This window comes from Clostridium sp. X (genome assembly GCF_055755365.1).
Genome location: NZ_CM146912.1, coordinates 981,138 through 994,072, shown reverse-complemented (window position 1 = coordinate 994,072; position 12,935 = coordinate 981,138). Strand labels below are relative to the sequence as shown.

The following is a 12,935-nucleotide window of genomic DNA, read 5'->3' as shown; positions in this document are numbered from 1 at the left end:
TTATAATTGTTTCACGTGAAACAAAACACCTAAAATTCATTAAAATTTTAGGTGTTTTTTATTGAAACATGTTTATAAATATAACATTAGAGATTATAATGTATATATAATAATTATAAAATAATGTATCTACATAAATTAAGTTATTATTTACTAACATAAGTAAAAATAGTAAGGGAGGTAGGAATATGAAAGTTATATGTATTTTTAATCAAAAAGGTGGAGTAGGTAAAACCACAACGAATATTAATTTATGTACAAACTTAGCTATGAATGGTCATAGAGTTTTAACTATAGATATAGATCCACAAGGAAATACTACTAGTGGACTTGGGATAGATAAAAAGAAATTAAAATATTCGATATATGATGTATTAGCATCTGAAATTTCAATAGAAGAGGCAATGATTGAAAGTGAGCTAATAAATAATTTTTATATAGTCCCTTCAAATATTGAACTTGTAGGTGCTGAAATTGAGTTAATTAATAAAGATAAGAGGGAAATCATTTTAAAAGAAAAAATAGAAAAGATACAAGAAAAATTTGAGTATATATTTATTGATTGTCCACCATCCTTAGGATTCTTAACAATTAATGCCTTGACTGCAGCAAATAGTGTATTAGTACCAATACAATGTGAGTTTTATGCGTTAGAAGGAGTTGGACAACTTATAAATACGATACAACTTGTAAAAAAGTCTTTGAATAAGGATTTAGAAATTGAAGGTGTTATTATGAGCATGTATGACACTAGAACAAAGTTATGTAATGAAGTTGCAACAGAAGTCAGTAAATATTTTAAAAATAAAGTTTATGAGACTAGCATTCCAAGAAATATAAGATTAGCAGAGGCTCCGAGCTTTGGCCTTCCTATAATGCTTTATGATGATAAATGTAAAGGTGCTGAAGCTTATGAAAATTTGACTAAAGAATTTTTAAGCAAACAGGGAGTGTGAGAGTATGAATAAGAAATTTGGATTAGGCAAAGGCTTAGGTGCATTAATACCAGAGGAAGTAAAAAAGGAAGAATCTATTTTAAAAGTAGATATGAACTTAATAAAACCAAATAATGATCAGCCTAGAAAAAGTTTTGATCAAGAAAAGATAATTCAGCTAGCAGATTCTATTAAAGAACATGGAATTATTCAACCTGTAGTACTTAGAAAAGAAGAAGATATTTATATGCTTATTGCAGGAGAAAGAAGATGGAGAGCAGCAAAACATGTAGGGCTTAAAGAAATACCAGCGGTTATTTTAGATTTAGATGATAGAAAGCTTTTAGAAGTATCATTAATAGAAAACATACAAAGGGAAGATTTAAATCCTATAGAAGAGGCTATTGCATATAAGAAATTAATTGAAGATTTTTCACTTACTCAAGAAGAATTAAGTAAAAGAATTGGAAAGTCAAGAGTATCAATATCTAACTGTATGAGATTACTTAATTTAGATAGCAGAGTTCAAGAATATTTAGTGGATAATGTTATAACAGAAGGTCATGGGAGAGCACTACTAGCTATTGAAGATAAGAATCTTCAATATGAGATATCACAAAAAATAATAGATGAAGAGTTAAGTGTTAGACAAGTAGAAGCTTTAATAAAGAATATAAAGACAGATAATCTTAATAGGATAAAAAATAAGATAGAAGACACTAGTCCATACTACAATGATTTAAAATATAAACTAGAAAATCTATTTAATACAAAGGTTTTATTTAATCATAGTGGAGATAAAGGAAAAATTCAGATTGAATACTATTCAGAAGAAGATCTACAAAGAATCATAGAAATATTAAAGATATAATGTTTCACGTGAAACATTAGAGGAGGAAAGACATAATGAGTAATATTATGACATTACTAAATAATGTACAACCTTATATAGTAATTGGACTGTCTATAATTACATTTATATTACTAATTATAGTATTAATTATTTTTAAGGCACTTAATAGACTAGAATCTAGATATAGAAAATTAACAAGAGGAATAAATAATAAAAATCTAGAAGAAATAATAGTTCAGTATTTAGATAGTATGGATGAAATAAAATCACTAACAGAAAATATAAGAAGTGAACATAGACAAATAGAAGATAGAATAAAAGGTTGTATGCAGAAGGTGTCTATAATAAGATATAAGGCATTTGAAGATGTGGGAAGTGACTTAAGTTTCTCAGTTGCATTATTAGATTATAATAATGATGGAATTATACTAACTGGAATCTATGCTAGAAATGATAGCACTGTTTATGCTAAACCTATAGATAAAGGTATATCAAGATATGATTTGTCGGAAGAAGAGAAAGAAGTATTAAATAATGCAGTTAAGCAGAGATATAATTAATAAAAATATCCTAAGAGTTAAATCTTCTTAGGATATTTTTATTAATATCCCTATTTTAGCTCTGATACTGCATTGGAAAGATTAAGATGAAAATTAGAAGTTTTTCTATGACCAACTGTTTTTAAAATAGAATGATAAATTCCCTTAGAAATAATATCTGCAATATGCATTACTGTAAATAATCTTGTGTTTTGTAGTACCATAAATTCTAAAGCTCCAGAAATATTTACGATACCTGTTATACTTAAATTTCCTACTTTAGGAAGTTGTTTATTCATTGCAGCACCTGGTGATAGAGGCTTATCTTCTACAATGATATTTCCAATATTCTGAATGGCGCCTAAACATGCATCTATAGCAATTATGTAAGGATTATTATAACGAGAATTAATTTCTTCAATTATTGAACATAAATTTTTAGCATGGACAGGGTTTTCTAAGGTTCCGTAAATACTAAAGCCATCATTAATAAAAGTTTTTAACTTTTCTCCAACTAATGGTCCAAGGCTATCCCCTGTAGATCTATCTGTACCAATACATAAAAAAATAATTTGACGATTTTCTCTTAGAATTTTAATGATTCTTGCAGAGAGTGCGTCTCTTAATTTATACACTGAATCTATTTCCATAGAACTTATAACATGTTTATTCAAAATAAAACCTCCTTTTTATGAATTATTTACCAAAAAAGAAGTTATTATTCCATAAATTTCTGTTTATTTTATTAGTTTGTAAAAAATTTATAACATTATATTAAATACACAGTCTTAGTACAAGTATTATATTTATAGGTATTAAATAATTTGAAATTATATATAGTTTTTAAAAAATATATAATTTAATCTATTATATTAAATTATATATTTTGAAAATTTGATATAATAGTATTTAATATATAAATATAGGTGTAAGTGACAAAATTATATAGTAAAATATAATTTTATGATGAAATAATATAGCTATCTAGATATTATTGATAAATATAAATACATTATCTATATTATATAATAGTGTAATGTAGTTTATTATGAAGATGTATTTAAAGTAACAATATATAAGTATAAAGGGGTAGAGTTATATGCAAAATGATTTTTTATTAGGTGATATAGTCGAAATGAAGAAGGTACATCCTTGTGGAAGTAAAAATTGGGAAATAACAAGATTAGGCGCAGATATAAAAATAAGATGTTTGGGCTGTGATAGAATAGTAATGATTCCTAGAAGTAAATTTGAAAAAGGAGTAAAAAAGATTATAAAGAAAAATGTAGTTGAAGAATAATAGAAACTTGAAGAAATAAAAAATAAAATGAAATAATTGCTTGATTTTTAAAGTTTGCGATGATAAAATAAAGAAATGTGGTCCCTGCTGTGATACTCATTTTGATTATCTACGGCCGTTAGTCCATAGGGAGGAGGTGAATGCAATGAGAAATTACGAAACAATATTTATATTACACCCATCTTTAGATGAAGAAGCTGTAAAAACTAGCATAACTAAATTCAAAGGTGTAATAGAAAATGGTGGAGGAGTAATAGAAAACGTTGATGAATGGGGTAAAAGAAAACTTGCTTATCCTATAGCAAAAGTTAACGATGGATATTACACTTTAATTAATTTTAAATCTAATCCAGAATTACCTAAAGAATTAGAAAGAGTATACAGAATTACAGATGGAGTTATTAGATTTATAGTAGTTAATCCAGAAAAATAGGTGGTGCAAAATGAATAAAGTTGTTTTAGTTGGCAGACTAACAAAAGATCCAGAGTTAAGGTTTACTCCTGGTACAGGAAAAGCCGTTACAACTTTTACTTTAGCTGTAAACAGAAGGTTTAAAAGTCCAGGTCAACCAGAAGCAGATTTTATATCTGTAGTAGTTTGGGGTAAGACAGCTGAAAATACAGCAAACTATGTAGGTAAAGGTAAGCTTATAGGTGTGGGTGGAACTATTCAAACTAGGTCATATGATGCTAAAGATGGAACTAAAAGGTATGTTACAGAAGTTGTTGCTGATGAAGTACAATTTTTAGAACCTAAAAATGCTAGCCAAAACAGACCAGAACCATCTTATTCAGGAATGAATACTTTTAACCCATCAAACGAATTCGGTAATTTTAATCAATCAGGAGGATATGAAGATGATATTACTCCAATTGATGATGGTGATATACCATTTTAACTAATTCTTAATTAACATAGGTAAGGAGGGAAAACATATGGCTTTCAATAATAAGAAAACTATGAAAAAAAGAAGAAAGAAAGTTTGTTCTTTCTGTGCAGATAAAACAGGAACAATAGATTATAAAGATATCAATAAATTAAGAAAGTACGTTACAGAAAGAGGAAAAATACTTCCAAGAAGAATTTCTGGTAGCTGTGCTAAGCATCAAAGAGAAATAACATTAGCTATTAAAAGAGCTAGAAATATAGCTTTACTACCATTCACAACAGATTAATGTGAATTAAAAGCAGTGTCAATAAAGGCACTGCTTTTTAGTTTATAGAAAATTATAAGTTTATGAATAAAAAAACTAAGTTGCACAATAGATGAAAAATAACTAAAATATATATATAGACCTTTAAAATAGGTTATATTCGTGATTACATAGGGGATGATATCATATGAAAAATCAAGATTTTAATATTATGTCGAACATTAAAATTATTGAAAATCTAAAGGCTGAGCTTATTTGTATAATAGGAGACTTTTTTAGACTACTAGCAAAGGGAAGTAATGTTGCACAAGATGCAATTCTAGAATGTATTTCAGGGGCGATAATAGTTTTATACTTGTTAGGAGAGAGACTAGGCTATTCTTATCTATCTGTAGATGAAGATATAAAAAGAAAGTTGAAGCTTGGAATAACAGAAGAGGATTTTATTGAAAAAGAAAGTAAGGATTTAAGCAAGTTATATAATCATATAAAAGATAGGGGATAATGGAGGGGAAAATGGAAGAATCAAAATATTCATCAAAGGTTATAGCTGAGACAGGATTAATGTTTACAATAATCTTTTTAATTGTAATTATGACATCTTATATCCCAGTATTATCGAGTTTAGGGATGTTCATACTACCTATCCCTATTACGGTGCTATATATAAAGCATGGATATAAAATAGCATTAATTTCTGTGGTTATGAGTATTATTCTAACATCTTTTATATTAGATCCTATAACAGCAGTAACTTCGGGTATTACATATGGAATCATAGGAAATGCTTTAGGTTATAGTATTAAGAATAATAAAAGTAGCACTATTTCTATAATAACAGTAGCTATTGCTTCAGCAGTAGGAAATATAGTAACATTTATGATTTATGCTGCGCTTATATTAAATAAAAGCATTATAGCTGCTATAAATCTATTTATAAATGAATTTAGAGAGCAAACAGATTTAGTAAAAGAAATATATATAAGTATGAATGCATCGCCAGAAATAATTCAAGTAGTGGAGCAATTTAAAGAAGCGATTACATTAAAAAATGTAGTTATATTTTTACCGATGTATTTAATAGTATTAGGATTAGTAACAGGCTATTTAAATTATTTAATAACAGAAAAGATTTTAAAGAGATTAAATTTTGAAGTAAGGGAGATAATTCCTTTTAGTAGGATTTATATACCAAATAAATTTGCAGCGTTACTTATTATTATTCAGTGTATTGGAATAATATTATATTCAAGAGAAATAGGTATTGGAGAGTATATGGCGACTATAGGAGCTATAGCTGTTCAAGGTGTTTTCATACTTAGTGGTATGGCCCATTTTGCATATCTGCTAATAGAGAGAGCTAAGATGAGAAAGAAATTAGCTTCAATAATATTAGTAATATTGTCATTTATACCTATGTTTTTAAATGCATTTTCAATACTTGGATTGATGGATATAATATTTAATTTGAGAAAGCTAGATCCTAACCCTATCAGAATAATTAAATCGAGGAAATAATATGAAGAATAACTTTTTTATGCCTAATATTAAAGTATATATTTTAATCTTAACAGTATCTATAAGTACATTTTTTATATTAGCACACTATTACATTGGCAGCTTATTTTTAGTATTTTATGTATTTTTTATATCTTATAATATAAAAATTTCTAAAACGAAAAAATCTGAATGGAAAAAGTTCTTAGAGGATTTTTCCTCTAAAATGGATGTCTCTATGAGAACTGTACTAGTAAATTCACCATTTCCTTTAGTTATTGTGAGCATGGAAGGAAATATATTATGGTACAATCAAAATTTTGTTGATGAATTAGAATATAAAGATATATTAGGAAAAAGTGTAGAACAGATAACAAATGAAATTAGTATAGACAAAATTGTAAATAGACAAAAAAGGGTTTTTAAGCAATTAAAAATAGGTGAAAAATACTACAATATTTTTGTAAATATAAATGATAGTTCAGCGAAAAGTATAAAAGACAACGTTATACTTTTATATTTTTATAATGTGACTAAAGAAGTGGAAATTAATATAGAGAGAGAAAACAAAAAAGATTCTATTATGCTTATAGAAGTAGATAATTTAGATGATGTACTCAAAACTACTGAGACAGATAAAGCACTTCTTCTTTCAGCTGAAATAGAGAGAACAATAAAAAATTACGCTCAAAGCCTAGAAGCAATGATTATTAAATACTCATCTAGTAAATATGCTGTAGTTACATATTACGAAAATATAAAGTCAGAAATGGGAAAAAACTTCGATATTTTAGATGAAGTAAGAGAAATAAATTATGGAAATAAATTAGCAGTTACTTTAAGTATTGGCGTTGGATGTTTAAGAGAAACACCAATGCAGAATTATGAATTTGCAACAACAGCAAAGGAATTAGCATTAAGTAGGGGTGGGGATCAAGTAGTTATTAAAATAAATGATAAACTACAATTCTTTGGAGGCAAGACTAAGGAAGTTGAGAAAAGAACTAAGGTTAGAGCTAGGGTTATAGCCCATGCTTTAGTTAATTTAATAAATGAAAGTAGTAATGTATATATTATGGGACATTCAAATCCAGATATAGATTCACTGGGAGCAGCCATTGGAATTCATAGTGTAGCTAAAGGTCTGGGGAAAGAAAGTCACATTATATTAGATAAGATTAATAGTGGTATAGAAAATCCTGTAGAGAGAATTAAAAAGAGAGAATTGTATAATCAGATATTTATATCTAGGGAAAGATGTATAGCTACATATGATAAAAATAGTTTACTTATATTAGTTGATGTAAATAGTAAGGAATATGTTCAAGATAAAGAGATATTAGAACGAATAGGAAAACTAGTTATCATAGATCATCATAGAAAATCCATAGATGCAATTGATGGTGCACTTTTAAGTTATATAGAACCTTATGCATCATCTACTTGTGAGTTAGTTACTGAAATGTTACAATACATGCTAAGTAATCCAAAACAACACATAGGATCTCTTGAAGCTGAGATGATGATGGCTGGAATATACGTAGATACAAAAAACTTTTATTTTAAAACTGGAGTTAGAACTTTTGAAGCAGCAGCTTACTTAAGACAGCTAGGAGCTGATATAATAGATGTTAAAAAGATGTTTGCTGGTCATTTAGAAACTTATCTTAAAAAGGCTGAAATCATGAGTGCTGCAGAGGTTAATAATGATATAGCTATTGCCATATGCCCACCAGATATAAAAGATAATGTATTAGCTGCACAAGTAGCGGATGAATTACTAAATATTACAGGTGTTCAAGCATCATTTGTTCTTGCTAAAATAGATAATGAAGTATTTATTAGTGGCAGATCTTTTGGTGATATAAATGTTCAGGTAATATTAGAAGAATTAGGCGGTGGAGGCCACATGACTATAGCTGGATCTAAGATAAAAGATATTTCTATAAATGAAGCCAAAGAGCAACTTAAACAGGCTGTTGATAAATACTTAGGGGAAGGTGAAGAATAATGAAATTAATATTATTAAAAGATGTAAAAGGACAAGGCAAAAAAGGTGAGGTTATAAATGCATCAGATGGTTATGCAAGAAACTTCTTATTACCAAAAGGATTAGCTAAAGAAGCTACAGATGCTAATATGCACATTTTAAATAAACAACAAGAAGCAGAGAGAAAGAAGAAATTAGCAGAAACTGAAGCTGCTCAAAAGGTAGCAGAAGAATTGAGAAATAAAGAAGTAAAAATATCTGGTAAAGCAGGAGAAAGTGGAAGGCTATTTGGAGCAATAACAAGTAAAGATATAGCTAGTGAATTAAATAAGCAGTACAAGATAGATATAGATAAAAAGAAAATACTTTCTGATACAATAAGAACCCTAGGGACATATGATATAGATATTAAGCTATACCCTGGAATTTCCACTAAGGTTAAGGTTGTTATTGTAGCAGAATAACAAATTAGGATAAGACGAAGGGGGGATACCTCTGAGAATATGCCTTTAAATAAGGTTTTCTAAGAGGGAAATAATATTGAAATACTCAATGTTAGATGATAAGTTAAAGAACTCAATTGAGCATTTAAAAGATAACATACCTCTAGATACACAAGTTGATACATTAGATGAGGTAATGAGAAAAGTTATAGATGAAAAAACAATAAGAGCAAGAATTATAAAATATAAAGTAAACAAACATCTACACGGTAATGATATATTTAAGAAAATTTATGCTATCAACAAAATAGTAAGTGAAGGTAAAGGGATAGACACAGTACCTGATAAACAAAATATTTATGATGTCATAGATAGCACGAATAAGTTACTTGTAGATGTTGTTGCAAAAAAATATATTGAAAGTAATATTGAAAGAGAAGTTGAACATGCAGTAATAGAAAAACAAGAAAAATATATTGATGAAGTTCGACTTAATATAATAAGAAAAAGAAAGGGTCCAGAGAATGCGAAGACCCTTAAAAAATATGCTAAATTAGAAATGTTAGATACAAGAAAATTAACTAATAATGTTCAAGCACTTCTAAGACCACAGGAGTTTTCAGAGATTGTTGGTCAAGAAAGAGCAATAAAATCTTTATTATCTAAAATTGCATCACCATATCCACAGCATATTATTCTTTATGGGCCACCAGGAGTTGGTAAGACAACAGCGGCAAGACTTGCTTTAGAAGAAGCAAAGAAGCTTAAGTATACTCCATTTCATAAAGATGCAAAGTTTGTAGAAGTTGATGGTACTACATTAAGATGGGATCCAAGAGAAATAACTAATCCATTATTAGGTTCAGTTCATGATCCTATTTATCAAGGAAGTAAAAAAGATTTAGCAGAAATAGGAGTTCCAGAAGCAAAGCCTGGACTAGTTACACAGGCTCATGGAGGAGTTTTATTTATAGATGAAATAGGAGAGCTTGATTTAATTCTTCAAAACAAACTTTTAAAAGTTTTAGAAGATAAACGAGTAGAGTTTTCGTCTTCTTATTATGATCCAGATGATGAAAATGTACCTAAGTATATAAAATATTTATTTGATAATGGTGCACCAGCAGATTTTATACTTATTGGTGCGACAACTAGGGATCCTAAAGATATAGATCCTGCACTAAGGTCAAGATGTACAGAAGTATACTTTGAACCTTTATCTCCTAAAGATATAGAGAATATAGTTAATAATGCGTCTGACAAGTTAAATATTGATTTAGAAGATGGAGTAGCAAGACTTATAAGTAGATACACTATAGAAGGAAGAAAAGCTATAAATATATTATCAGATGCATATGGGTATGTATTATATAATAATAAATCTGAAAATACAGATAAAATAAAGATATTTAAAAAGGATATTGAAGAAGTAATATCTATAAGCAGAATAACTCCTTTTGAACAAGTTTTAAGTGAGCATGAATATGAAGTTGGTCATGTTTATGGACTTGGAGTTAGTGGATATATTGGCTCTACTATAGAAATAGAAACAGCTGCTTTTGAGGCAAAAGACAAAGGAAAAGGTGTTGTAAGATTTAATGATACTGCAGGAAGTATGGCAAAAGACTCAGTATTTAATGCAGCATCTGTTATAAGAAAAATAACAGATAAGGATATTAAAGATTATGATATTCATGTTAATATAATAGGGGGAGGACGAATAGACGGACCTTCAGCTGGTGCTGCAATAACTGTATGTATTATAAGTGCACTTTTAAATAAACCATTAAGACAAGATATAGCAATAACAGGAGAAATATCTTTAAGAGGAAAAATAAAGCCTGTTGGAGGTATATTTGAAAAAATATATGGAGCTAGAAGAAAAGGAATAAAGCTTGCTATAGTTCCAAAGGACAATATGAAAGAAGTACCAGTAGGATTAGAAGATATTCAGGTTAAAGCAGTAGATAATATAGAGGAACTTATAGAGATAGTTTTCTAAAAAAACTTTTATTAGATAACTAGGGGAGATTTTAAATGGAAACACAGCTTAGAGTTTTGCCACATAACGTTCAGGCTGAGCAAACAGTACTAGGTTGCATGCTTAAAGATAAGACATCTATAGGACAATCAGCCGAAGCTTTAAAGGGAGATGACTTTTATAGAGAAAGTCATAAGATTATATTTAATTCTATTTTGGAATTGTATCAAAGAGATACGCCTATAGATATGGTAACATTAATAGAACATTTGAAGTCTACAGAAAGACTCCAAGATGTTGGAGGTATGACATATATATCTGAATTAGGTAATTCAATAGAATCTACAATAAATTTAAGCTCCTATATCAAAATTGTTGAAGATAAATCGCTATTAAGAAAGCTTATTAAAGCTTCAGCTGATATAATGGAAGAGAGTTATACTAAACAGGATGACGTTGAAAAAGTATTAGATGGAGCGGAAAAAAGAATTTTTGATATAGCAGAAAAGAAAACTTCAAATGATTTTGAAGCAATAAGTACTGTACTTGAAAGAGGCTTTGAGCAAATTGAAAAAATGTTTAATAACAAGGGTGAAGTTATAGGAGTTCCTACTGGTTTTCCAGAGTTAGATTCTATGACTTCAGGACTTCAATCAGGAGATATGATACTTATAGCTGCAAGACCTTCCATGGGTAAAACTACATTTGCAATAAATATAGCTCAGTATGCAGCTATAAGAGAAAAAAAGAGTGTAGTAGTATTTTCACTAGAAATGTCTAAGGAGCAATTAGCTTTTAAAATACTTTGTGCTGAAGCTAACATAGATATGTTGAAGCTAAGAACAGGTAATTTAGAAGATAGTGATTGGGAAAGAATAGCTAAAGCATCAGGTCCTATTGCTACATCTAAGATATATATAGATGATACCGCCGGAGTATCAGTAATGGAAATGAGATCTAAATGCAGGAGACTTAAAATAGAGTACGGTATAGATTTAATAGTAATAGATTATCTCCAACTTATGAGTGGAAGTAACACAGAAAGTAGACAACAAGAAGTATCGGAAATATCAAGATCTATAAAAGCATTAGCAAAAGAAATGCATTGTCCAGTAATAGCATTATCACAGTTATCACGTGCTCCAGAGCAAAGAGCAGACCATAGACCTATGTTATCAGACCTTAGAGAATCGGGTTCTATAGAGCAGGATGCTGACCTTGTTATGTTTTTATATAGAGATGAATACTATGATACGGAATCAGAAGATAAAAATGTAGCAGAGTGCATTATTGCAAAGCAAAGAAATGGTCCAGTAGGAACCGTTAAACTTGCGTGGTTAGGACAATATAGTAAGTTTGGAAGACTGGATATTATACATCAGGAGTAAGAAGATGTAGGTTTAATCTACATCTTCTTATTCTTTTTTTGAAATTATAATCTGAATGAGAAAATTAAACTATTCATAGAAATTTAAGCCTTAACTACCTGTAATTTAATAGAGTAGATGATAAGTATTCGCACATACTATTAGTGTTCAATTAATAACTAATAATTAATTAGACAAAGGAGGAATTTAAAATGTCAAGAAATAATAGAGTGTTAGTACCAGAAGCAAGAGAAGGATTAAACAGATTTAAAATGGAAGCTGCAAATGAAGTTGGAGTACCATTAAATGAAGGATATAATGGAGACTTAACTACAAGACAAGCAGGATCAATAGGCGGACAAATGGTTAAGAAAATGGTTGAGTCATACGAAAAAAACCTATAATATAAATTATATAAATAAAGGAAAGCAAGTACTAACCTAGTTAGCACTTGCTTTTTTATTAAAATTTTAATGTTTGTCCTATAATACTTCTACGCTACCACCAGCAGTTTTTATAGTTTCCATAATAGATGCTAGTCCAGCTTTTCCACAGAATAAAGGAATTCTTACTATTAAATTTATTCCGTTTGGAGAAGAGATTTCAAAAAGGTTTAATATGCTAATTACACCCCCAGCAGGTATACATATGCGAAGCACAGTTCCGCATGGATTCGGACAAGTTGGTTGTGGATTAGGATTTGGTCTGTATCCACCTATATTTTGATTTTCAAACATAGCTTGTCTAACCTTCTTTCAGAGACATAATAATATATTATTCTCTTTATTAAAAAGTGTTACAGAGATACTAGAAAAAAATTAGGACATAATAATATAAATGAAATAGTCAGAGCATAAGGTTTTATTATAGTAGGG

The 12,935-nt window shown here is 28.9% G+C and carries 16 protein-coding genes; 14 read left to right on the top strand and 2 right to left on the bottom strand.

From position 1 onward, the window contains the following. The first annotated feature begins 188 nt into the window (after nucleotides 1–188). Genes ACX0KU_RS05105 through ACX0KU_RS05095 form a run of 3 tightly spaced genes read left to right on the top strand, consistent with a single transcriptional unit; the run spans nucleotide 189 to nucleotide 2,348 of the window. On the top strand, nucleotides 189–956 hold the full coding sequence (locus tag ACX0KU_RS05105; protein WP_472991811.1) for a ParA family protein: 768 nt from the start codon (nucleotides 189–191) through the stop codon (nucleotides 954–956). Nucleotides 957–960: 4 nt separating this feature from the next. Next, nucleotides 961–1,806 carry a ParB/RepB/Spo0J family partition protein gene (locus tag ACX0KU_RS05100; RefSeq protein WP_472991810.1) on the top strand — a complete coding sequence of 282 codons (846 nt, stop codon included), beginning with the start codon at nucleotides 961–963 and terminating at the stop codon, nucleotides 1,804–1,806. Nucleotides 1,807–1,841: 35 nt separating this feature from the next. After that, entirely contained in the window at nucleotides 1,842–2,348 is a 507-nt protein-coding gene (locus ACX0KU_RS05095) for a DUF4446 family protein (RefSeq protein ID WP_472991809.1), read from the top strand. Between the two features lie 50 nt (nucleotides 2,349–2,398). Here the strand turns inward: ACX0KU_RS05095 and yyaC are convergent, their stop codons facing one another. After that, nucleotides 2,399–3,004 (bottom strand): spore protease YyaC, encoded by a 606-nt coding sequence (yyaC, locus tag ACX0KU_RS05090; RefSeq protein ID WP_472992408.1) that lies wholly within the window; start codon nucleotides 3,002–3,004, stop codon nucleotides 2,399–2,401. 422 nt (nucleotides 3,005–3,426) lie between these two features. Between yyaC and ACX0KU_RS05085 the strand changes: the two genes are divergently transcribed. The 11 genes from ACX0KU_RS05085 (at nucleotide 3,427) to ACX0KU_RS05035 (ending at nucleotide 12,464) form a co-directional block, all read left to right on the top strand. Beyond that, nucleotides 3,427–3,627, top strand: coding sequence for a DUF951 domain-containing protein (locus ACX0KU_RS05085; RefSeq protein WP_472991808.1), 201 nt, complete (start codon nucleotides 3,427–3,429; stop codon nucleotides 3,625–3,627). Nucleotides 3,628–3,772: 145 nt separating this feature from the next. Next, nucleotides 3,773–4,060 carry a 30S ribosomal protein S6 gene (rpsF, locus tag ACX0KU_RS05080; RefSeq protein WP_472991807.1) on the top strand — a complete coding sequence of 96 codons (288 nt, stop codon included), beginning with the start codon at nucleotides 3,773–3,775 and terminating at the stop codon, nucleotides 4,058–4,060. A 10-nt stretch (nucleotides 4,061–4,070) separates the two neighbouring features. Beyond that, complete coding sequence (locus ACX0KU_RS05075; RefSeq protein WP_472991806.1) at nucleotides 4,071–4,526, top strand: single-stranded DNA-binding protein; 456 nt, start codon at nucleotides 4,071–4,073, stop codon at nucleotides 4,524–4,526. A 37-nt stretch (nucleotides 4,527–4,563) separates the two neighbouring features. Next, nucleotides 4,564–4,803: a 30S ribosomal protein S18 gene (gene rpsR, locus ACX0KU_RS05070; protein WP_472991805.1), complete on the top strand. Its 240-nt coding sequence runs from the start codon at nucleotides 4,564–4,566 to the stop codon at nucleotides 4,801–4,803. A 166-nt stretch (nucleotides 4,804–4,969) separates the two neighbouring features. Then, on the top strand, nucleotides 4,970–5,287 hold the full coding sequence (locus ACX0KU_RS05065; RefSeq protein WP_472991804.1) for a MazG-like family protein: 318 nt from the start codon (nucleotides 4,970–4,972) through the stop codon (nucleotides 5,285–5,287). An 11-nt stretch (nucleotides 5,288–5,298) separates the two neighbouring features. After that, nucleotides 5,299–6,300 carry a DUF2232 domain-containing protein gene (locus tag ACX0KU_RS05060; protein WP_472991803.1) on the top strand — a complete coding sequence of 334 codons (1,002 nt, stop codon included), beginning with the start codon at nucleotides 5,299–5,301 and terminating at the stop codon, nucleotides 6,298–6,300. A gap of 1 nt (nucleotide 6,301) precedes the next feature. Continuing rightward, on the top strand, nucleotides 6,302–8,290 hold the full coding sequence (locus tag ACX0KU_RS05055) for a DHH family phosphoesterase (RefSeq protein ID WP_472991802.1): 1,989 nt from the start codon (nucleotides 6,302–6,304) through the stop codon (nucleotides 8,288–8,290). Continuing rightward, a complete protein-coding gene (rplI, locus tag ACX0KU_RS05050) occupies nucleotides 8,290–8,733 on the top strand; it encodes a 50S ribosomal protein L9 (protein WP_472991801.1) in 444 nt (147 codons plus the stop codon). The genes ACX0KU_RS05055 and rplI overlap by 1 nt, the downstream gene beginning before the upstream one ends. Before the next feature lie 175 nt (nucleotides 8,734–8,908). After that, nucleotides 8,909–10,714, top strand: a complete 1,806-nt coding sequence (lonC, locus tag ACX0KU_RS05045) for a Lon family ATP-dependent protease (protein ID WP_472992407.1) — start codon at nucleotides 8,909–8,911, stop codon at nucleotides 10,712–10,714. A gap of 35 nt (nucleotides 10,715–10,749) precedes the next feature. Beyond that, nucleotides 10,750–12,081 (top strand): replicative DNA helicase, encoded by a 1,332-nt coding sequence (locus tag ACX0KU_RS05040; RefSeq protein WP_472991800.1) that lies wholly within the window; start codon nucleotides 10,750–10,752, stop codon nucleotides 12,079–12,081. A 191-nt stretch (nucleotides 12,082–12,272) separates the two neighbouring features. Continuing rightward, the gene (locus ACX0KU_RS05035) at nucleotides 12,273–12,464 is read left to right on the top strand and encodes an alpha/beta-type small acid-soluble spore protein (RefSeq protein WP_472991799.1); all 192 of its coding nucleotides are present in this window, start codon (nucleotides 12,273–12,275) and stop codon (nucleotides 12,462–12,464) included. A gap of 78 nt (nucleotides 12,465–12,542) precedes the next feature. On the opposite strand, the gene ACX0KU_RS05030 is transcribed toward ACX0KU_RS05035, so the two are convergent. Next, on the bottom strand, nucleotides 12,543–12,797 hold the full coding sequence (locus ACX0KU_RS05030) for a hypothetical protein (RefSeq protein WP_472991798.1): 255 nt from the start codon (nucleotides 12,795–12,797) through the stop codon (nucleotides 12,543–12,545). Nucleotides 12,798–12,935: the final 138 nt, after the last annotated feature.